Annotated in this window: 15 protein-coding genes and 2 pseudogenes; 10 read left to right on the top strand and 7 right to left on the bottom strand. The window is 70.8% G+C overall.

Annotation, left to right across the window (positions count from 1 at the left end; genetic code table 11):
- The first annotated feature begins 303 nt into the window (after positions 1-303).
- Positions 304-1698 carry a lamin tail domain-containing protein gene (locus tag BJ998_RS12680; protein ID WP_221337986.1) on the top strand — a complete coding sequence of 465 codons (1395 nt, stop codon included), beginning with the start codon at positions 304-306 and terminating at the stop codon, positions 1696-1698.
- A gap of 54 nt (positions 1699-1752) precedes the next feature.
- On the opposite strand, the gene BJ998_RS12675 is transcribed toward BJ998_RS12680, so the two are convergent.
- A complete protein-coding gene (locus tag BJ998_RS12675; protein ID WP_221337985.1) occupies positions 1753-2937 on the bottom strand; it encodes an AraC family transcriptional regulator in 1185 nt (394 codons plus the stop codon).
- 123 nt (positions 2938-3060) lie between these two features.
- Between BJ998_RS12675 and BJ998_RS12670 the strand changes: the two genes are divergently transcribed.
- The 3 genes from BJ998_RS12670 to BJ998_RS12660 are packed head-to-tail and all read left to right on the top strand — an operon-like array spanning position 3061 to position 6606.
- On the top strand, positions 3061-4431 hold the full coding sequence (locus BJ998_RS12670; RefSeq protein WP_184861421.1) for an FAD-dependent oxidoreductase: 1371 nt from the start codon (positions 3061-3063) through the stop codon (positions 4429-4431).
- Positions 4431-5435 carry an NADPH:quinone reductase gene (locus tag BJ998_RS12665; protein ID WP_184861419.1) on the top strand — a complete coding sequence of 335 codons (1005 nt, stop codon included), beginning with the start codon at positions 4431-4433 and terminating at the stop codon, positions 5433-5435. The genes BJ998_RS12670 and BJ998_RS12665 overlap by 1 nt, the downstream gene beginning before the upstream one ends.
- The gene (locus tag BJ998_RS12660; RefSeq protein WP_184861417.1) at positions 5428-6606 is read left to right on the top strand and encodes a low temperature requirement protein A; all 1179 of its coding nucleotides are present in this window, start codon (positions 5428-5430) and stop codon (positions 6604-6606) included. The genes BJ998_RS12665 and BJ998_RS12660 overlap by 8 nt, the downstream gene beginning before the upstream one ends.
- Before the next feature lie 8 nt (positions 6607-6614).
- Here the strand turns inward: BJ998_RS12660 and BJ998_RS12655 are convergent.
- A pseudogene (locus tag BJ998_RS12655) lies at positions 6615-7522 on the bottom strand (IS5 family transposase).
- A gap of 205 nt (positions 7523-7727) precedes the next feature.
- Positions 7728-7904: a hypothetical protein gene (locus BJ998_RS12650; RefSeq protein WP_184861416.1), complete on the bottom strand. Its 177-nt coding sequence runs from the start codon at positions 7902-7904 to the stop codon at positions 7728-7730.
- 136 nt (positions 7905-8040) lie between these two features.
- On the opposite strand from BJ998_RS12650, the gene BJ998_RS48600 reads away from it, so the two are divergent.
- Entirely contained in the window at positions 8041-8625 is a 585-nt protein-coding gene (locus BJ998_RS48600; RefSeq protein ID WP_184861414.1) for a DUF3566 domain-containing protein, read from the top strand.
- 37 nt (positions 8626-8662) lie between these two features.
- A pseudogene (locus tag BJ998_RS49535) lies at positions 8663-9145 on the top strand (STAS domain-containing protein); the annotation flags it as partial.
- A gap of 63 nt (positions 9146-9208) precedes the next feature.
- Here the strand turns inward: BJ998_RS49535 and BJ998_RS12635 are convergent.
- Positions 9209-9649, bottom strand: a complete 441-nt coding sequence (locus tag BJ998_RS12635) for an ATP-binding protein (RefSeq protein ID WP_184861412.1) — start codon at positions 9647-9649, stop codon at positions 9209-9211.
- Positions 9650-10067: 418 nt separating this feature from the next.
- Here BJ998_RS12635 and BJ998_RS12630 point away from each other — a divergent pair, with 418 nt between their 5' ends.
- The 4 genes from BJ998_RS12630 to BJ998_RS12615 all read left to right on the top strand — a co-directional run bounded on the left by BJ998_RS12630 (position 10068) and on the right by BJ998_RS12615 (position 18276).
- Entirely contained in the window at positions 10068-10832 is a 765-nt protein-coding gene (locus tag BJ998_RS12630; RefSeq protein ID WP_184861410.1) for a GAF and ANTAR domain-containing protein, read from the top strand.
- Positions 10833-10898: 66 nt separating this feature from the next.
- On the top strand, positions 10899-15446 hold the full coding sequence (locus BJ998_RS12625; RefSeq protein WP_184861408.1) for a HAMP domain-containing protein: 4548 nt from the start codon (positions 10899-10901) through the stop codon (positions 15444-15446).
- Between the two features lie 5 nt (positions 15447-15451).
- The gene (locus tag BJ998_RS12620; RefSeq protein WP_312890073.1) at positions 15452-17782 is read left to right on the top strand and encodes a GAF domain-containing SpoIIE family protein phosphatase; all 2331 of its coding nucleotides are present in this window, start codon (positions 15452-15454) and stop codon (positions 17780-17782) included.
- Between the two features lie 239 nt (positions 17783-18021).
- On the top strand, positions 18022-18276 hold the full coding sequence (locus BJ998_RS12615) for a hypothetical protein (RefSeq protein WP_184861406.1): 255 nt from the start codon (positions 18022-18024) through the stop codon (positions 18274-18276).
- A gap of 122 nt (positions 18277-18398) precedes the next feature.
- Here BJ998_RS12615 and BJ998_RS12610 read toward each other — a convergent pair whose 3' ends face one another.
- The 3 genes from BJ998_RS12610 to BJ998_RS12600 all read right to left on the bottom strand — a co-directional run bounded on the left by BJ998_RS12610 (position 18399) and on the right by BJ998_RS12600 (position 20842).
- Positions 18399-19802, bottom strand: coding sequence for an SMP-30/gluconolactonase/LRE family protein (locus tag BJ998_RS12610; protein WP_184861404.1), 1404 nt, complete (start codon positions 19800-19802; stop codon positions 18399-18401).
- 113 nt (positions 19803-19915) lie between these two features.
- Entirely contained in the window at positions 19916-20287 is a 372-nt protein-coding gene (locus tag BJ998_RS12605; protein WP_184861402.1) for a glyoxalase superfamily protein, read from the bottom strand.
- Between the two features lie 102 nt (positions 20288-20389).
- Complete coding sequence (locus BJ998_RS12600; protein WP_184861400.1) at positions 20390-20842, bottom strand: helix-turn-helix domain-containing protein; 453 nt, start codon at positions 20840-20842, stop codon at positions 20390-20392.
- Positions 20843-21029 lie beyond the last annotated feature (187 nt).

Here is a 21029-nt window from a genome sequence, read left to right as displayed (position 1 = left end):
GTGTCGGTGTGCCGGACCGGCGCGGGAGGCACACGTGGTGGTGCGCAAATGGGAACCGTTGGCGGCGTTGAGGAAGCTCAGTGCCGGCCAGCCGCACGACGGCGGTCGCAACCAGAGTGACAGCACCGAGGACGGTCCTAATCCGAGTCATGCGCCAGAACGAAACCGCCGGCTGTTGCCCTCCAAGCGGGAGCGCCGGACGTTGGGCTGTCGTTCAACAAAAACCCACTCGGCGGAGAGCGGTCATTCGGTCCAATCCGGAAGCATGTAGGCGCCGTCTGTCCTCAACCTGGGAGAGGTTTCGTGAGCGAATCGCGTGAACGCCGCCGTGCCTTATGCCTCATCGCCGGACCGGCGCTGGTGGCGGCTGTCCTGACCGGTGCTCCTGCCCACGCCGCCACGGCGGCGGAGACGGTCCGCGTCAACGAGGTCGTGACCACGGGGAACGTCAACGACTCGATCGAGCTGTACAACACCGGCGCCGCGGCGGTGGACATCTCGGGGTGGATCCTCAAGGACGACAAGGACAGCTCGAAGTACAAGATCGCCTCGGGGACCACCCTGGCCGCTGGGGCGGCCCGAGCGTTCGACGTGCACAACGCGTTCGGCCTGGGGGACAACGACAAGGCCCGCCTCTACCGGCCCGACGGCAGCACGCTGGTGGACAGCTTCAGCTGGAGCAAGCCGTCCGATCCGTCCTGGTCACGCTGCCCGGACGGCACGGGTTCCTTCGGCACGGCGGCGGTGACGCTCGGCGCGCCGAACAGCTGCGGCGGCTCGGGCACGACGCCGGTGGCCTGGCCCGGCGGCAGTTCGGTGACGACCGCGGACGCGGCGAACGTCTTCGGTGAGGACGTCAGCGGCCTGTACCAGGAGGGCGGAGTGCTGTGGGCGGCGCAGAACTCCGGCAAGCTGTGGCGCCTGGTGCGCAACGGCTCGGGGTGGACGCCGGACACGGGATGGTCGTCCGGCAAGTCGCTGCGCTACCCGGGCGGCTCCGGCACCCCCGACGACGAGGGCGTGACCCTCACCGGATCCGGTTCCGCCGGCGGCGTGTTCGTCGCCAGCGAGCGCAACGGCGACGCCTCCGGCACCAGCCGCACCTCGGTGCTGCGCTACGACGTGTCCGGAACCGGTTCCACGCTGACCGCCACCAGGGAATGGAACCTCACCTCCGACCTGCCGCCGGTCGGCGCCAATCTCGGCTTCGAGGGCATCACCTGGATCCCCGACGCCACGCTCACCGCCGCCGCCTTCACGGACGCCTCGACGGGCGCCGCTTACGACCCGAGCCGCTACGGCGCCCACACCGGCGGCGTGTTCTTCGTCGGTGTCGAGGGCACCGGCATGATCTACGGCTACGTGTTGCAGGATTCCGGCGCCTTCACCCGCGTCGCGTCGATCAGCAGCGGCATGACCAGCGTGATGGAGCTCCAGTGGGAGCCGCAGGCGTCGCGCCTGTGGGTCGTGTGCGACAACACCTGCAACGGCCAGCACCGCACGATGAAGATCAACGCCGCCGGCGCGTTCGCCACCACCGCCGTCTACAACCGGCCCGCCGGCATGTCCAACTACAACAACGAGGGCTTCTCGGTCGCCGGGGCCGAGGAGTGCGTGGGCGGTACGAAGCCCGTCTACTGGTCCGACGACAGCAATGACGGCGGCCACGCGCTGCGCAAGGGCTCCATCACCTGCTGACCGAACGGCAGTAGGCAGCCGAGGACGCGCCGGCTGAAGCGCCGCCAGGTGGCTTCAGCCGGCGTTGTCGGCCAGGTGCCGACGCAGTTCCGCCGAGGACATCCCGTACCACCGGCGGATCGCGCGGCGCAGCCCCCGCTCGTCGGCGAAGCCGGCCTGGTGCGCGATGTCCCGCAGCGTGCGATCTCCGTCCCTGAGCAGGTGCTCGACCCGCTCCCGGCGTCCACCGTCCACGATGGCCTCATAGCTCGTTCCGTCGACGGCCAGCCGGCGGCGCAGGGTGCGCTCGCTGAGGGCGTGCCGACGCGCCTGTTCGGCGAAGGACGGCACCTCGGGCAGGCTCTGCGCGATCGAGATCTCCAGCGTCTCCGACAGCTCCTGCGCGCCCCGCCCGGCCGACAACTGGGCCTCCAGGCACTCGGTCGCCGAGGCGAAGGTGGCCGGATTCGCGCCGGGCATCGGGCTGTGCACAAGCGTCGGGCAGTATACCAGGCGGTTCGCCGGCGCGCCGAAGACCACGGGGCAGCCGAAAACCTGGTCGTACGGTGTGGTGTCGACCGGGGCCCGATGGCTGAACTCCACCCGCACGGGACGGAACTCGGGTGAGAACCCCAGCCTGGTCTGGTTCACGGCGGTGGCGAACGCCTTCTCGTGCAGGAACGCCGCCACTTCCGGATCCACCGACGGGTCGGGGAGTTCGGCGCGCGCCACGTAGCCGTCGCGTTCCTCGCCGGCCGACCAGACCACCATCCACCCGATCGACCGCTGGTAGCGCACGCCGGTCTCGATGGCGTGCCGCAACGTCTCCGCGGCCATTCCGGCGAACCCGGCGAGCCCCCAGGTCGTCATCTGCTCGGCCACACCGACCCGCAGGCCGAGCCGGGCGTCCCCGGTCAGCTCCAGCGCGCGCCGGATCACGGCGCAACTCTGCCGGTAGGAGACGCGCAGCGAGGTGCTGGCCATCACGTCCTCGTGCAGGCCGACGGCGGCCAGCGCCGGCCGCAGGTCCACGCCGGACCGCGCGGTGAAAGCGGTGAGGGTGCGCAGGATGCTGGGTGGAATGGCCGCTGAAGCCCGTCGGATGGCCGCCGTCGCCCTCCCGGTTCTCGCGTCGCCGGCATACGGTGCTCGGCGTGCCGCGTGGGCGAGCCCGCTCTCCTCGGCCGCCACGGCCGGCTCGCGGGTCGCCACCACGTCCGTGGTCGGCGTCATCGAGACGCCGAATCGCGTCGTGCGCACGGTCCGACCTCCTCCTCCGACGACCGGTCGCCGGGTGCTCCGGCAGTGGACTTAGTCAAATATAGTGACCATCATTGTTGGTGACTATCGATGTTGTCGACGACACAGCAGGGAGGGCAACGGATGACGGCGTCGCAGATGAGGGTCGACCTCCTCGTGGTCGGCTTCGGCAAGGGCGGCAAGACCCTCGCCGCGGCCATGGGCAAGCGCGGTTTCCAGGTCGCGATGGTCGAGCGGTCCGAGCAGATGTACGGCGGCACCTGCATCAACATCGGGTGCGTGCCGACCAAGGCGCTGGTGCACGAGGCGGACCTGCGCCGTCCGCAGGACGACGCCGAGGACTGGTACCGACATGCCGTCAAGAACACGAGCGACCTGACGGGCCTGATGCGCGGCAACAACTTCCGCATGCTCGACACCCTCGACACCGTCACGGTGATCACCGGTCGCGCCCGCTTCGCCGACCCGCACACGGTCGAGGTGACCGCGGGCGCCGACCGCCTGACGGTCCGGGCCGACACGATCGTGATCAACACCGGCGCCGAGCCCGTCACCGGCGGCTTCGCCATCGGCGGCCGGGTGGTCACCAGCACCGAACTCATCGCCACCCCCGAGCTGCCCCGGCGGCTGGTGGTCGTGGGCGGCGGCTACGTGGGTGTCGAGTTCGCCGCCATGTACGCCCGGTTCGGGGCGGAGGTCACGGTGCTCGACCACGCGCCGCACATCCTGCACCGCGAGGACCGCGACGTCGCGACCGTCGCGGCGGACATCCTCCGCGGGCAGGGAATCACGCTGGTCGGCGAGGCCGATGTCACCGACGTGACCGACCTGGGGAGCCACGCCGCCGTCACCTACCGGCAGAACGGCGTCTCGACCACCATCGATGCCGATGCCGTGCTCGTCGCGCTGGGCCGCAAGCCCGCCACGGCAGACCTCGGGCTCGACGCCGCCGGGGTTCAGGTCACCGCGACCGGCGCGGTCGCCGTCGACGACCACCTGCGCACGAGCCAGCGGCACATCTTCGCCGTGGGCGACGTCAACGGCGGGCCGCAGTTCACCTACGTCTCGCTCGACGACCACCGCATCGTGCTCGACCAGCTCGTCGGGGCCGGCACCCGCAGCACCGCCGACCGGGTCGCCGTGCCGAACACGGTCTTCCTGACCCCGCCGCTGGCCCGCGTCGGCCTCACCGAGACCCAGGCGAGGACCGCCGGCCACGCGATCCGCGTCGCGAGCAAACTCGTCGCGCAGCTGGCCGCGTCGCCGCGGCCCAAGATCGTCCACGAGACCCGTGGGCTGATGAAGTTCGTGGTGGACGCCGCGACCGACCAGATCCTCGGCGCCGCCCTGCTCTGCGCGGACGCCCAGGAACTGATCAACCTGGTGGCGCTGGCGATGCGGCACGGGATCACCGCCTCCGAACTGCGCGACACCATCTACACCCATCCGTCGTCGACCGAGGCGTTCACCGAGGTCCTGGCCGGGCTGGCGTGATGCGCGCGGCGTGGTGCGACCGGCAGGGGCCGGCGCACGAGGTGCTTCGGGTCGGTGAACTGCCGACGCCGGAACCCGCCGAGGGCGAGGTTCGCGTCCGCGTGGCCGTGTCCGGGATCCATGTCGGAGACCTGGGCAAGCGCCAGGGCTGGTGGGGCTCCACCATGGCGTTCCCGCGCGTGGTGCCGCACGGCGACGGCGCCGGCGTCATCGACGCCGTCGGCCCCGGTGTGCCGGCCGACCGGATCGGCGAGCGGGTGTGGGTGTACCTGGCCCAGTCCTACCGTCCTTTCGGGACCGCGGCCGAGTACGTGACGGTTCCGGCCGGCCACGCGGTGCCGTTGCCCGCGAAGGTGCCGTTCGAGCAGGGGGCGGTGCTCGGCATCCCGGGCATCACCGGCCACCGCGCGATCATGGCCGACGGGCCGGTCGACGGTCTGCGCGTGCTGGTGGCCGGGCCGGTCGGAGCCGTCGGCCGGGCCTGCGTCGCCGTCGCCCGGCGCGCCGGCGCGACCGTCATCGGCCTGGTGCGCAATCCCGCCGACGTGGACACCGCCCTCGCGGCCGGCGCCCACCACGTCGTACGCGGTGATCAAGCTACCGGCGACCTCATCGCCGAGATCCAGGACCTCACCGACGGGCACGGCGTGGACCGCATCGCCGACCTGGCCTTCGACAGCGCCATCGCCACCTACGTGGAGTTGGCCGCCTACCACGCCGTCATCGCCACGTACGCCACCCGCGAGCCGGGGCCGTCGGTTCCGTTCTGGCCGTTGGCGTTCAAGAACGTGACCGTTCGGTTCCTCAGCAACGACGATTTCCCCGAGACGGCCAACCAGGAGGCCGCCGCCGACCTCACGGCCGCACTCGTCGACGGTGACCTGCGCTATCCCGTCGCGGCGCGGTTTCCCCTCGACCGAATCGCCGATGCGCATGACGAAGTCACCCGCGTCGGCGGAGGCGGCCGTGTCGTGCTCGACCTGTCGGGGCACTCTGATGTCTGAGCAACCGCGGACCACCCGCCGGTGGCACCGGCCGATGCTCGCCCGTGACACCGCCGAGCGGCACCGGGTCTCCACCCCGTTGGAGCTGCTGTTCGACCTGTGCTTCGTGGTCGCCGTCAGCGCGGCCGGCGTGCAGCTGCACCATTCCCTGGGCGAGGGCGATGCCGGCCACGGCATCGTCCTCTACCTGGTCGTGTTCTTCTCGATCTGGTGGGGCTGGGTCAACTTCACCTGGTTCGCGTCGGCGTTCGACACCAACGACGTGCCCTACCGGATCGCCACCTTCGTGCAGATCCTGGGCGCGCTGGTGGTCGCGGCCGGGGTGCCCGCGGCCTGGCACGACGACATGACGACCATGGTCGTCGGCTATCTGCTGATGCGGCTGTCCACCGTCGGGCAATGGCTGCGGGTGGCGAGGCAGGACCCGCTGTACCGGTCGCCCGCGCTGCGGTCCGCGGTCGGTATCACCGTCGTCCAGGTCGGGTGGGTGCTGCGGCTCGCCGTGCCGGAGCCCTGGTTCGTCCCGAGCTTCCTGACGCTGCTGGTGGCCGAGCTGGTGGTGCCCGTGTGGGCGGAGCGGACCATCGCCACCACCTGGCCCTGGCACGCGCGTCACATCAGTGAGCGGTACGGCCTGTTCACCCTGATCGTGCTGGGCGAGTCGGTGCTCGCGGCCAGCAACGCGTTGCAGGCGGCGCTGGGCAGCGGCCAGTCGCTCGGGGAGCTGGTCTCGGTCGGGGTGGCCGGCCTGGTGATCGTCTTCGGGATGTGGTGGCTGTATTTCGACCAGCCGGGGCACGTGCGGTTGGCCCAGTTCCGGCAGGGCTACACCTGGGGCTACGGCCACTACATGATCTTCGGTTCCGCCGCCGCGGTCGGCGTCGGCCTGGAGCTGGTGATCGACGACGCCACGCACGCCGGTCACCTCGGCGCCGCGGCGACCGCGTTCACGCTGACGGTGCCCATCGCGCTGTACCTGCTCAGCGTCTGGCTGCTGCACATCGGGCCGCGCAACGCGCACCGCACCGTCGCCCTCGGGTACCCGGTCGCCGCCGTGCTCGTGATCGCGATGTCGTTCACGCCCCTGCCCGCGCTCCTCACGGCACTGGTTCTGGCGTCGCTCGTTGCGGCGACCGCAGCGACATCCCACGGCCACCTGTTGCCGGACTAGGTCGTGTTTCAGATGCGGCGTAGCCAGACGTTGATCGCTGCGATGGTGACCGTGGCCTGATATCGCACAGCCAGCTTGTCATAGCGCGTGGCCACCGCCCGATGCTGTTTGAGCAGGCTGATCCCGCACTCCACGGCATGACGCTGCTTGTAGACCTCCGCATCAAACGCCGGCGGCCGCCCACCCCGTGACCCCTTGGCACGGCGGTGGGCGGCCTGGTCACGAGGCTGGGCGATGGTCGCCTTGATCCCACGCCGACGCAGATAACCCCGGTTCGCCCGCGAGCTGTAGGCCTTGTCCGCTAACACCCGATCCGGCCGACACCGCGCCCGTCCCGCCCCCAGCCGGGGCACCCGAATCTGCCCGAGCACCACCGTGAACTGCGGGCTGTCCCCACGCTGGCCCGCGGTCACCACCAGCGCCAACGGCTTACGCCGCTGCTCGCAGGCCAGGTGCAGCTTGGTGGTCCACCCGCCCCGGGACCGGCCCAGCCCGTGATCGTCCAGCTCGACACCGCCCGTCTCGCTACTCGGCGGTTCGACCTGCAGATCCCCCTTTTCCGCGCACCCGCCGCATGCTGATGCGCCCGCGCGATCGTGGAATCCACGCTCACATCCCAACTGATCAGCCCCGCGGCGTCGGCGTGGGTCTGCAACACGGTCAGGATGCGCTGCCAGATCCCGGCCCGCTGCCAGCGGCGGAACAACCCGTACACGGTCTGCCAAGGACCGTAGACCGGCGGCACGTCCCGCCACGGCGCGCCGACCCGGACCCGCCAGCGGATCCCGTCGATGAGTTGTCGCTTGGTCCATTTCGGCGGGCGGCCCGGCTTCACACCGACGGGCAGCAGCGGTTGCAGCACCGCCCACTGCGCGTCGGTCAGATCGAACCGCCCCGTGGCCGCTACGCTGGGCACGAGGTCTCCGGTGTTTCAGGTTTGCTTGGTCGCTAACCCGTCTACCGGAGACCTCCCTTATCTGATCACCGACACGCCGACGTGATCATCTGTATGGCCCCTGACCTTTGAAACACGACCTAGGGCGGAAAGAGCCCACCACCGGCTTGTGAGGGGTGTCGCGGGTGGGACGGCCCGTCCCGCGACGCCCCGGCTGCGGGTCCGGTCAGGACTTGGCCGTGGTGTCCTGGTGGAACGTGGCCGTCACGGTGTTGGCGCCCAGGCCCGACCAGTCGACGACGGCGGTGTAGTTGCCGGTCTCGGGCATGGTGGTGAGCGACATCAGCGCGGTGGCGCAGCTGCCGGTCGCGACGACTGCGCCACAGCTTGCCGGCGGGCTCACTCGATGGGGTGGCTCGGGCGTGGAGCGCCGGCGGACGGGGAACACAGCATGGCCTGCGTATGGTCGGTTGTCGCCGACGACCTCGTGCGCAAGACGGCACGAGACCGAAGGAAGCGCCATGAAAGCCTCGGAAGACGTGAGGAAGGCTCAGCCGGAACGGGTCGGCGCCACGCGGCCGCGGCCGATCGTGGACGGGGTTCCCGAGCAGCGGCGTCCAGAGGAGCGCGCGGGGAAGCGTCGGGACGACGTGGCCGAGACGACCGCGCTGCCGGCGGTGTCCGCACCGGTTGTGCCCGACAACATCCCGGACGAGCCGAGGCGGCGTCGGTCCCGTGGTCAGCGCCGGGCGACGTTCAACGTGGACCGGATCAGTTCGTGGTCCATGTTCCGGTTGGCGATCGCGATCGGGGCGGCGTTGTTCGTGCCCTGGATGATCGGCCTCGTCACCCTCTACGCCGTCCTGCAGCGGGCGGGCGTCTGGGACCGGCTGAACGGCACGCTGAACGACCTGGTCCGGGGTGGCGGCCACGACGTGGGCAATGTGATCAACTTTGGTAGCGTGCTGCTGGCCGGCGCCGCGGTCGGCCTGCTGACCATCGTGCTGTTCGCCGGCTTCGTCGGCGCCTGCGTGCTCGCCTACAACTACTGCTCCGAGCTTGCCGGCGGTGTCGAGCTGACGTTGGCGGAACCGCGAGTGGACGACACGGCGGCGCGCAGCTGATCCCGAGTCACAACCGAGTGATGCTCGGTTGCTCCCCATGCGTCGAGGCCGGCGTGCGGTTGCACGGTGCTTCGCGACGTGCCTACGCTGGGATCAAGTCAGCGAGGTCATGATCGGCTCGGGTGCGGGTTCGGCCGGGACCCGGGTGCGACCGGTTCGAGGGAGAAGCCGCGTGTCGGGACACCGCACCCGGGGCGCCGTGAGCCCGCCGGCGTCGTCCGCGGCCACGGAGTGGATCGACGGCGTCGCCGTGGTTCGCCTCGGCGGAGACGTGGACATGGCCACCGCCCCGTCGGTCGAGCAGGAACTGGACGACGTCCTCACGCGGATGCCGTCGGCCGTCGTGGTGGACCTGGCCGGCGTGAGCTTCCTGGCGTCGCAGGGGCTGAAGATCCTCGCCGAGCTCCGCGGACGGGCCCTGCGCACCGGCTTCGAGCTCCGCATCGTGGCCGCGAAGCCCGTGGTGCTGCGCCCGATCCAGTTCACCGGCCTCGACGGCCTGCTCGACGTTCGGGACAACCTCGCGGAAGCGCTGGTCGAGATCCCACGCCAGGCCGGCCGGCCCACGTGTCGCCCGATTGAGCTAGGGGCGGCTGGGCTCGTCGGCACGGACGGGCCAGCTCATGCAGACGGTGGTGCCCCGCGCGTGCGGCGTCAGCTCGAACTGCCCGGCGGCCCGCTCGATGATCAGCAGGCCGCGCCCGCGCCAGCCCGGCGGCCGCCCCGGCGACTTCCACCGACCGTGGTCGGTCACGGTGACGGTGACGACGCCGTCCCGCCGGCAGGCGTGCAGGTCGAACACGCCGCCCGGCTGGTCGTAGGCGTGGTCGGCGACGTTGGCCATCGCCTCGTACGTCGCCAGCGTGACGTCCCCGATCTGCAGCTCCTCCAGTCCGGCCGTCCGGGCCCAGCTGGTCAGCCGTTCCCGTGCTCGGGTGAGCGCCGTGGCGACGGCCGGCACGTCGGTCAGCCGCAGGTCCGGACCGGCATGGCCGGCTTCATCGCCTGACGTCGGGGCGACCACACGCATCACCTGTTCGCGTTCCGCTGTTGGTCACGGGCTGTGCACGGATCGGGGTATCCGGGTGCGCGGGCAATAATCCCGCATCGACCACACGCGCGCCGCGCGTCGGGCATCCCGCGCGTGTCCGAGGAGACCAGTGGTTCGGTCCCGTGAACGCCGGGACGAGGGCGGCCCCGCCGGCTGCGGATCTCAACCGGCGGGGCCTGGAGCGGGCCGATCTCTAGAAACCCGGACCGCCCCGGCGGCAGGGGTAACCAGTCCTGATCTTGGCGAAACCAGGTCCGGCGAGACTGTCGGACTGGCTGGGTACTATTTCCGCTCAGGTGCGTTGAGCAACCAGCGGCCGTCGTAGAAGCCTTACGATCACCGCTGGTCATGGCGCGAGCCTGGGCCGGCCATACCGAGGGAGAACCTCGCCTTGACGGACGAAGTGCTGCCGCCGGCCGCCCAGATCGCCGAGATCGCCGGCGCAGTGGAGGAGCTCACCTCCGTGCTCGCGCGGACCACCAACAAGGAGACGATCCTCCAGGCGGTGGCCGAGCAGGTGGTCAGCGTGGTGCCGGGCGCGGACATGGCCTCGATCACCATCCTGGGCGAGGCCGGTCCGTACACCAGCGCCTCGACCGACCCGCGGGCCTGGCGCATCGACGACGCGCAGTACGCCGAGGACGACGGTCCCTGCCTGCGGGCCGCCCGAACCGGGGCGCTGGTGCGCATCGAGGTGTCGACGGCCGCGGAGCTGTGGCCGACGTTCGCCGGCGTGTCCGAAGAAGTCGGGGTCGGCAGTTTCCTGGCCGCGCCGCTGACCGTGGACCGGCACGCGGCCGGCGCGGTGAACCTGTTCAGCTTCGGCACGCACGGCTTCCAGGAGCTCGACGCGCAGTTCCTGCGGCTGTACACGGTGGTCGCGCAGGCGGCCATGCACTCGGTCGGCAAGGCGCGGCTGGCCGAGGAGGTCGAGCAGCTGCGGTCGGCGATGGCCAGCCGGGCCGTGATCGAGCAGGCCAAGGGGATTCTGATGGCCGTCCGCGGGCTGACCGACGACCAGGCGTTTCAGGAGTTGGTGTCGCAGTCCCAGCGGGACAACGTGAAGCTGCGGGTCCTGGCCCGCAGATTCGTCGCGATGGCCACCGGCGGCGCGGCCGCCGCGGCTGGGGAGGACGGGGAATCCCGTGCCCGGTAGACCTGGGCTTCCCTTCTCCGGCAAGGATTCCGGCGTTGTCGGCGGACGAGCGGAACGGGGTCGGCGATGAGCGACACGGCGACGATCGAGGTCTCGCAGGTGGGCGAGCCGCAACTGCGCCAGCTGCTGGCGGGGTTGACGGCGGTGCGGGACGGGGACTTCGGGACCCGCCTGCCGGACGACTCGGAGGGCCTGCTCGGCGAGATCGCCGGCGTCTTCAACGGCATGGTCGACCAGCTGTCGCTGTTCACGTCCGAGGTGACCCGGGTGGCCCGCGAGGTGGGCACCGAGGGGCGGCTGGGCGGGCAGGCCAAGGTGCCGGGCGTGTCGGGCACCTGGAAGGACCTGACCGACTCGGTGAACGCGATGGCCGGCAACCTGACCAGCCAGGTCCGCGACATCGCCCAGGTCGCCACGGCGGTGGCCCGCGGCGACCTGTCGCAGAAGATCGACGTGGATGCCCAGGGCGAGATCCTGGAGCTGAAGGAAACCGTCAACACGATGGTGGATCAGCTCTCCGCCTTCGCCGACGAGGTGACCCGTGTGGCGCGGGAGGTAGGCAGCGAGGGGCAGCTCGGCGGCCAGGCCGACGTGCAGGGCGTGTCCGGCACGTGGCGGGACCTGACCGACTCCGTGAACTTCATGGCCGGCAACCTCACCGACCAGGTCCGCAACATCGCCCAGGTGACCACCGCCGTCGCCAAGGGCGACCTGTCGCAGAAGATCACCGTGACGGCGCGGGGCGAGATTCTGGAGTTGAAGAACACCATCAACACGATGGTGGATCAGCTGTCGGCCTTCGCCGACGAGGTCACTCGGGTGGCGCGGGAGGTCGGCACCGACGGCCGCCTGGGCGGTCAGGCGGACGTGAAGGGTGTGTCGGGGACGTGGCGGGACCTGACGGACTCGGTGAACTTCATGGCCGGCAACCTGACCGACCAGGTGCGGTCCATCGCCCAGGTCGCGACCGCCGTGGCGAAGGGTGACCTGTCGCAGAAGATCACGGTGACGGCGCGGGGCGAGATTCTGGAGTTGAAGAACACCATCAACACGATGGTGGATCAGCTGTCGGCCTTCGCCGACGAGGTCACTCGGGTGGCGCGGGAGGTCGGCACCGAGGGCCGGCTCGGCGGGCAGGCGGACGTGAAGGGCGTCTCCGGCACGTGGAAAGCGCTCACCGAATCGGTGAACGTCATGGGCGACAACCTCACCGCGCAGGTGCGGTCCATCGCCCAGGTGACCACGGCGGTGGCCCGCGGCGACCTGTCGCAGAAGATCCGCGTCGACGCCCGCGGCGAGATCCTCGAACTCAAGGAGACCATCAACACGATGGTCGACCAGCTGTCGGCGTTCGCCGACGAGGTGACGCGGGTGGCGCGCGAGGTCGGCACCGAGGGCAACCTCGGCGGCCAGGCGACCGTCCGCGGCGTGTCGGGGACCTGGAAGGACCTGACCGACAACGTCAACGTGATGGCGTCCAACCTGACCAGCCAGGTGCGGTCGATCGCCCAGGTGGCCACCGCGGTGGCCCGTGGCGACCTGTCGCAGAAGATCACCGTCGAGGCCAAGGGCGAGGTCGCCGCGCTGGCGGGCGTGATCAACACGATGGTGGACACGCTGTCGGCGTTCGCCGACGAGGTGACGCGGGTGGCGCGCGAGGTCGGCACCGAGGGCATGCTCGGCGGCCAGGCCCGCGTGCCCAACGTGGCGGGCACCTGGAAGGACCTGACCGACAACGTCAACTCGATGGCGAACAACCTCACCAACCAGGTCCGCAACATCGCCCAGGTGACGACCGCCGTCGCCCAGGGCGACCTGTCCAAGAAGATCGACGTCGACGCCCGCGGCGAGATCCTGGAGCTGAAGACGACCATCAACACGATGGTCGACCAACTGTCCGCCTTCGCCGACGAGGTGACCCGCGTCGCCCGGGAGGTCGGCACCGAGGGGCGGCTGGGCGGCCAGGCCGAGGTCGAGGGCGTGTCCGGCACCTGGAAGCGGCTCACCGAGAACGTCAACGAGCTGGCCGGGAACCTCACCCGCCAGGTGCGGGCCATCGCCGAGGTGACCAGCGCCGTGGCCACCGGCGACCTGACCCGGTCCATCTCGGTGGAGGCGTCCGGCGAGGTCGCCGAGCTCAAGGACAACATCAACTCGATGGTGCAGTCGCTGCGCGAGACCACCCGCGCCAACCAGGACCAGGACTGGCTGAAGTCCAACCTGGCCCGCATCTCCGAGCTGATGCAGGGCCGACGGGACCTCGCGGTCGTCGCCGACCTGGTGATGGACGAGCTGACGCCGCTGGTCGGCTGCCAGTACGGCGCCTTCTACCTGACCGAGGACGGCGACCCCGTCCCGTACCTGCGGCTGATCGGCTCCTACGGCCACCCCGACGACCACGGCACCAGCGGCCAGCCGACGCGGTTCCGCTGGGGCCAGTCGCTGGTCGGGCAGGCCGCCCGCAGCAAGCGCACGATCGCGCTGGAGGACGCGCCCGCCGACTACGTGACGATCTCCTCGGGGCTGGGGCGGACCGCCGCCCGCACGGTGATCGTGCTGCCGATCCTGGTCGAGGGCCAGGTGCTCGGCGCGATCGAGCTGGCCTCGGCGCACCAGTTCACCCCGATCCAGCGGGCCTTCCTCGAACAGCTGATGGGCACCGTCGGCGTCAACCTGAACACGATCATGGCCAACGCCCGCACCGACGAGCTGCTGGACCAGTCCCAGCGGCTGACCGCCGAGCTGCAGACGCGGTCGGAGGAGCTGCAGGCCCGGCAGGAGGAGCTCCAGCTCTCCAACGCCGAGCTCGAGGAGAAGGCCGCGCTGCTGGCCAGCCAGAACCGGGACATCGAGACCAAGAACCTGGAGATCGAGCAGGCCCGGCAGGAGCTCGAGACCCGGGCCCAGCAGTTGGCGCTGGCGTCGAAGTACAAGTCCGAGTTCCTGGCCAACATGTCGCACGAGCTGCGCACGCCGCTGAACAGCCTGCTCATCCTGGCCCAGTTGCTGGCCCAGAACCCGTCCCGCAACCTGACGCCCAAGCAGGTCGAGTACGCCACCATCATCCACTCCGCCGGCTCGGACCTGCTCCAGCTGATCAACGACATCCTCGACCTGTCCAAGGTCGAGGCCGGCAAGATGGACATCAGCCCCGAACGGGTCCCGCTGCGGCAGCTGCTGGACTACGTCGAGGCGACGTTCCGGCCGTTGACCACCGAGAAGAGCCTCGGCTTCCACATCACCACCGCCGCCGGGGTGCCGGCCGACGTGCTGACCGACGACTCCCGGCTGCGGCAGATCCTGCGCAACCTGGTGTCCAACGCGGTCAAGTTCACCGAGAGGGGCAGCGTCGAGCTGCGCATCGAACCGGCCGACCCGGAGCAGCTGCCGCCGGCCGTCCGCCGGCACGGTTCCGCGCTGGCGTTCCACGTCGTCGACACCGGCATCGGGATCGCCGAGCAGCAGCTGGAGACCATCTTCGGCGCCTTCCAGCAGGCCGACGGCACCACCAGCCGCAAGTACGGCGGCACCGGCCTGGGGCTGTCGATCAGCCGTGAGATCGCGCAGCTGCTGGGCGGGGCGATCACCGCGGACAGCCGGTTCGGCCGGGGCAGCACGTTCACCCTGTACCTGCCGGTGGCGCGGCCCGACTTCCAGGCCGCGCCGGCCGAGACCGCCGCGCGACCGGCGCCGGACCGCGCCGTGGCCGTGCCGGAGCTGGTGGCGTCGACCCCGGCCAGCTCCGCCCGCCCGCAGAAGCGGCTGCTGGTGATCGAGGAACGCCCGCAGGGCCTGCTGTCGCTGGTGGCGCAGAGCGCGCTGGCCGACCTCGGACAGGGGCAGGTGCTGACCCAGGAGGCCCCGGTCGAGGTCACGACCGCCGTCGGCCCGGAGGAAGCGGCGGCGCAACTGGCCGCGCAGCCGTACCACTGCGTCGTGCTGCAGCTGGACATGCCCGACAACGGCGGCGTCCGCTTCCTGCAGGCCCTCGACGGGGACCCCGGGCTCCGCGGCGTTCCGGTGCTGGCGCACAGCACCCGGCTGGTGTCCCCGGAACAGGAGCACACCGTCGCCGCGCAGGCCGCGGCGCAGCCGCTGGAGCTGATCGCCAGCCTGGACGAGCTGCGCGAGCGGATCGCCCTGCACCTCAGCGCCGACCAGCCCGGGGACGTGCTGCCGCTGGTCCGCGGCGACGACCCCGCGCCGGCCGCGGTGCCGGACGAGGGTCTCGACGAGCGGCTGGCCGGCCGGACGGTGCTGGTGGTCGACGACGACGCCCGCAACGTGTTCGCGCTGACCAGCATCCTGGAACTGCACGGCCTGCGGGTGCTGCACGCGGACAACGGCCGGTCGGGCATCGAGACCCTCGCCGCCCACCCCGAGGTGGAGCTGGTGTTGATGGACGTGATGATGCCGGAGATGGACGGCTACACGGCCACGGCGGCGATCCGCGCCATGCCCGAGCACGCCGACCTGCCCATCATCACGGTCACCGCCAAGGCGATGCCCGGCGACGGGGAGAAGAGCCTCGCCTCCGGCGCCAACGACTACGTCACCAAGCCGGTGGACACCAGTGACGTGATCGCGCGCATTCACCGCTGGCTGCAGGACTGATCCGGGTGGAGGACACGACACCGGTCCGGGCGGGAGCCGACGCCGGGCGGCTCGCCCGCACCGTCGACCGGCTCCGCCAGGAGATCCGGCGGGCCGAGGCCGCCGCGGACGGGCGGGCACTGATCGAGCTGGCCAAGGGCGTGCTGGTGGAACGGCTGCGCTGCGGTCCCCAGCAGGCGGCCGAGCAGCTGGCCGCCCTGGCCGAGGAGTCCGGCCAGTCGCTGCTCGAACTGGCCGTGCAGGTGATCAACAAGGCGGCCGACGACCGGCTCAGCGCGGCCGCCCAGCAGCTGGTGCAACCCGAGGACGACGACCGCCAGGCGCCGGTGCGGCTGCGCACGGCGGAGAGCGGCGCGGCGGCCGCCGCGGATGCCCAACAGGTCGCGGAAGCCCTGCTCGCGCACGCGCTCCGTCCGCTCGGCGCCACCACTGTGGCGATCTGGGCCGCCGCCCCCGACGGCTCGCTGGCGTTGTCCGCGTACGCCGGCATCGCGCCGACGGAGGCGCACCGGTGGCGGCACGTGCCGCCCGGTGTCGCGACGCCGGCCCGGCGGGCCCTGCTCCACCGGGACATCGTGTGGTTCGGCGATCTCGGCGAGTCGGGGCTGCCCTCGGTGGCGACCCAGGACAGCCCCGCGGGCGGCCGCGTGGTGTGCCCGGTCGGCAGCGGCGGGCGCATCATCGGCGTGCTCGAAGTCGGCTGGCCCCAACCGGTTCCGCCGCAGCCGCCGCGGATCGAGCGGCAGATCGAGGCGCTGGCCCAGCTCTGCGCGTCCACATTGGACGCCGGCACGCGCTCCGATGCGGTGGTCCTGCCCGCACACGACGCCACCGAGCTGATCGATCTTGCCGACGGCATCATGGATCCCGCGCTCGTCCTCGGCGCTCACCTCGACAGCGCCGGCGCGCTGGCCGACTTCCGCATCCTCCACGCCAACCGGCCGTTCCAGGATCCGGCCGGGCGTCCCCGAGGGGCCGTGGTCGGCTCGCTGCTGGTGGAGGCCTACCCGGTCGCCGCGGGCGAGGGCGGGTTGTTCGACAAGGTCGAACACGTCTACGCCACCGGGGAGCCGTTCCGCGCCGACAAGATGGTGCTGACGACGCTGGTGGACCAGATCCGGCTGACCTCAACCGCCGCGGTCAGCATCACCCGGCAAGGCCACCACGTGCTGCTGATCTGGCGGATCCAGGACGAGAGCGCCCGGCTGGCCAGCCTGCTCCACCACGCCCAGCGCCTCGGCCGGGTCGGCGGCTTCGAGGAGAACCTGCTGACCGGCGAAGTCACCTGGCACAGCGAGGTTTTCGCGTTGCACGGCCTCCCGCCGAGCGCGCGTCCCGTGCCGCTGGGCGAACTCGGCCACCACGTGCACCCGGACGACACCGACGGCATCGGCCGCCTGCTGCGCACCGTGCTCCACCACCGCCGCTCCGGCTCGGCCGCGTTCCGGCTGCACCGCCGCGACGGGGTGGCCCGGCACATCAGGGTGATCGTCGAACCGGTGCTCGGCCAGGACAACCGCCCGATCGGCGTGCGCGGGGCGTACCAGGACATCTCGGCCCAGCACTGGACGGAGGTGGCGCTGGCGGCGACCCAGGACCAGCTCGCCCACGCCGAACAGCAGGCCGCCGAGCGCAACCGGCTCGCGCTGCAGCTCCAGCGCGCGATCATGCCCGCCGCCCAGGGACCGATCGACGCGTTCGGCCTGCACATCGCGGTGCGGTACCGTCCGGCCGAATCCGAGAACCTCGTCGGCGGCGACTGGTACGACGCCGTTGTGCTGCCCAGCAAGCAGGTTCTGCTGTCCGTCGGTGACATCGCCGGGCACGGCATCACCGCGGCCACCGGAATGGTGATGCTGCGCAACGCTTTGCGCGGACTGGCCACGACCGGTGCCGGACCGGCGCAGCTGTTGTCCTGGTTGAACCAGGTCGCGCACCACCTGACCGACCACGTCCTCGCCACGGCGGTGTGTGCCCTGTACGACCCGCGGACGCGGGTGTTGCGGTGGGCGCGGGCCGGGCATCTGCCGCCGCTGCTGGTGCGCCGCCAGGAGGCGACCACCCTGCCGATGATCCGCGGCCTGATGCTGGGCGCCCGCGCGGAAGCCGACTACGAGGAGGCGGAGGTGCAGTTGGAGCTCGACGACGTTCTCGTGCTCTACACCGACGGCCTCGTCGAGCGCAAAGGCCACGAGCTCGACGATTCGCTGCAGCAGCTGCTGGAAACCGCGCAACGGTCGCATCAGGCGCTGGAGCAGCGGCTCGACCACATGCTGACCCACAGCAACGCCGACACCGACGACGACACCTGCATCGTCGGCGTGCAACTGCGCTGACCGGGCGGACACGACTGCGGCCCCCGTCGCCCTGTTCGCCGCCTGCGGGCTGACCCAGCACCGTCCGATACGGGTCGACAGCGGCAGAACCGCCGCTCCGGTTACCGCTGAAATCCGGTCACCTCACGCGTTTTCGCTGGTCAACACCATTGGTGCCGTGGTCGCCGGACGGCCGCTCGGCGTCCTCACCGGTCGCTACCGTCGTGGAGGCATGGTCCAGGGCGACGGGGAGGGGCCCGATGCTGGGGAATTCCGTACGCGGTCTGAGATGGGCGATCGCGGCGATCGTGCTGTTGGTGGTGGCGACGGTCGTTGTCGCCGTCCGCGGCGCCGACATGGCGACACAGGTCGGTGTGGATCCGTATCGGCCGATCACCGAGGCCGCGGACCCGGGTGTGGCGTTCGCCGCGGCGAAGCGGCAGAACCAGCCGATCGCGGTGACGTCGATGTTCACGCCGACGCGGAAGGTGTCGGCGCAGCCTCGAACACCATGACTGGAATGGGCTACTTCTGACCCCGCACCCGTCCTGCCCCGGCGGCTCCGGCCGCCGGGGCAGGACGGGTTTCGCTGACCGGGTCTCAGCACTGCCCGGGGCGTGCGTGGGAGGCGGATGGGTCAGTACGGCCAACCAGGGACGTTCAGCCGGATGCTGTAGAGGCCGTAGTTGCCGGTGTCGCCACCCGCGGACGGGTTGCCGGAGGTGATGTAGAGGGTGCGTCCGTCCGGGCCGCCGAAGGCCGCGTTGGTGGCGTTGCGCCCCGCGCTGATCGTGCCGAGGGCCTGGCCGGACGGGGAGAACACGTGGATCTTCCCGTCGCTGAAGGTGATCTGGTAGACGTTGCCGGCGCAGTCGACGGTGCCGCCGTCGGTGCCGCCCAGCGAGGCGAAGTCGCTGCGCGGACCCGTGCTGCCGTCGGCGTCGACGGGGTACCGGTAGATCTTGCCGGTGGCGTTGCCGCCGACGTACAGGGTCCGGCCGTCCGGCGAGAGCTCGATGCCGTTGGGTTCGCGGATGGAGTCGTCGATCAGCGAGACCACGCCGTCCTTGACCCGGAAGACATCCGTGTGGCCGGACATCTGGTCCGGGCGGTCGGCGCGTTGGAAGTCGGGGTCGGTGAAGTAGACGGTGCCGTCGGCGCCGACCGTGACGTCGTTGGGCGAGTTGAACAGATGCCCCTGGTAGTCGGCGGCGAGCGTGGTGCGTTGCCGGGTGACCAGGTCGTAGGCGGACACGCTGCGCTGGTCGTGGGTGGCGGCGATGACGGACTTGCCGTCACGGCTGAGGGCCAGGCCGTTGCTGCCGGCGTTGGCGATGAACGTCGCGAAGGTGTTGGTGGACGGCGTGAAGCGGAGGATGTCCGAGGACTGCACGTTCTGCGGGCCGGAGCCGTCGTGCATGTCGGTCAGCAGCAGCGTCTGGCTGGCGGCGTCCCAGACCGGGCCCTCGAGGAAGTTGTAGCCGTCCTTGATCTTCGTGGCGGTCGGGTTCGACGACGGCAGCGGGTTGCCGAACGGGCCGGTGGGGCAGGGGCCGCCCGGCGGGGTCGTGCCGGTCGACGGCAGCGTCCACTGCTGGTTGGCGCCGGTCGAGCAGGACCAGATCTGCAGCGGCGTGCCGTCGGCGCTGCTCACGCCGGTGGCGTCGAGGCACTTGCCGGAGCCGGCGTTGACCAGCCGCCCGGCCGACGCCGTCCAGCGCTGCGCGCCCGAGCCGTTGCAGTCGTAGACCTGGACCTTGGCGCCGTTCAGGGTGGATGCGCCGGCCACGTCCAGGCATTTGCCCAGCGCGCGGATCGAGCCGTCGTCGGCGACCGTCCACTGCTGGGCCGCGCCGCCGTTGCACGACCACAGCTGCACGCGGGTGCCGTTGGCGCTGTTGCCGTCCGTGACATCGACGCACTTGCCGCCGATGCCCGTGATCGTCCCCGTCGCCGCCTCCGCGGCCGGGACGCCGAGCGCGGCGACCGCGAGGGTCGCCGCCGCGACGGCGAGCGTTCTTGTGACGTAGCGAGTCTTCATGAGGCCTTCCACGGTGGCAGGGGTTCGTGGGGTGCCTCGCCGTGGCGGCTCGCCGAGACAGGTGGTTCCTGTTTACCCGATGAACCACCTGTTTCCGTTGTTACAGGGGGACTTTATTGCGGTCGGACGATCTGCTGCAGCGCCCAGTGGTTGCCGTCCGGGTCGTCGAAGTGGACGAAGCGGCCCCAGGCCAGGTCCTGGACCTCGCTCACCTCCGCGCCCCTGCGCACCAGCTCCGCGTGGACCTCGTCCGCGTCCGCCACCACCGCCTGAAGCCCCTGCACCGACCCCGGCTCCGCCGTCGTCAGCCCCTTGCCGAAGGCGATCGAGCACGCCGACCCCGGCGGCGTCAGCTGCACGAACCGGATCTCCTCGCTGACCGTGTGGTCGTGGTCGAGGTGGAACCCGATCTTGTCCACGTAGAAGTCCCTGGCCCGGTCCACGTCGGACACCGGCAGGATCACGAGTTCGAGCTTGATATCCATGACGGCCACGGTAGGCCCCATTGCGGACAGGCCCTGTCCTCGATGCTGGGCGGATTTGTGGGCCGGTACCGGGGCTGGCGGCGGAAAGCCCGTTCCCGCGTGTCAGGGAACCTCGGGGCCGCGTTGCGCCTGTTGGCCGCGAACGACCGACAGCATCAGGTCGGCGAACATCTGCCGGGTGGCGGGGTCCATCTGGCTGGCACGCATGGCCACCAGCTGGACGTCGTCGTCGGCGGTGATCTCGCGGAGGCGTTCCTGCTCGGCCCGCAGGTGGTCGAGCTGCTGGGTGACGCGGTCGGTGGCCTCGTCGTCGAAGAAATAGGCGGGCGGGACGCCGAAGAAATCGGCGAGGGCCTGGACGTGCTTGATGGTGGGATTGTCCTTTTTGCCCTTGCGGAGCTGCCAGATGTAGCTCTGGGAGATGGTCACGCCGGTCGTCTGGATGGCGGTGGCGACCTCCTCGTAGGTGAATTCCTGGCCGTTGGGACGCGTGACGCGCAGGAACAGCGCGTCCAGCTTGTCCGCCAGACTGCGACGCGGGCGCGACTCGCCCATTCCGGCCTCCTACCCGCCCTAGGCTTCCGACCTGGGCTTACAACCGTTGCGAACAACGCCGGAGGCCCCGTCTGCACGTGAGTCTAGAGCACGGGACGGGAGGTCGGATGGCCCGGTCTACCCATGAAAATGATCAATCGCTGTAGTTGTTCACAGTGGTTGAACGCCCATGGGATGTGTGCAACAC

Source organism: Kutzneria kofuensis (assembly GCF_014203355.1).
Classification (GTDB): Bacteria; Actinomycetota; Actinomycetes; order Mycobacteriales; family Pseudonocardiaceae; genus Kutzneria; species Kutzneria kofuensis.
Note: the sequence above shows the minus strand (reverse complement) of the source record. Positions and strands in the feature narration are given on the sequence as shown.

Coding starts and splice junctions, on each gene's coding strand:
- BJ998_RS12600 (WP_184861400.1), bottom strand. CDS start 20,842: ATGGGCGAGTCGCGCCCGCGTCGCAGTCTGGCGGACAAGCTGGACGCG.
- BJ998_RS12625 (WP_184861408.1), top strand. CDS start 10,899: ATGAGCGACACGGCGACGATCGAGGTCTCGCAGGTGGGCGAGCCGCAA.
- BJ998_RS12610 (WP_184861404.1), bottom strand. CDS start 19,802: ATGAAGACTCGCTACGTCACAAGAACGCTCGCCGTCGCGGCGGCGACC.
- BJ998_RS12660 (WP_184861417.1), top strand. CDS start 5,428: ATGTCTGAGCAACCGCGGACCACCCGCCGGTGGCACCGGCCGATGCTC.
- BJ998_RS12665 (WP_184861419.1), top strand. CDS start 4,431: ATGCGCGCGGCGTGGTGCGACCGGCAGGGGCCGGCGCACGAGGTGCTT.
- BJ998_RS12670 (WP_184861421.1), top strand. CDS start 3,061: ATGACGGCGTCGCAGATGAGGGTCGACCTCCTCGTGGTCGGCTTCGGC.
- BJ998_RS12615 (WP_184861406.1), top strand. CDS start 18,022: ATGCTGGGGAATTCCGTACGCGGTCTGAGATGGGCGATCGCGGCGATC.
- BJ998_RS12605 (WP_184861402.1), bottom strand. CDS start 20,287: ATGGATATCAAGCTCGAACTCGTGATCCTGCCGGTGTCCGACGTGGAC.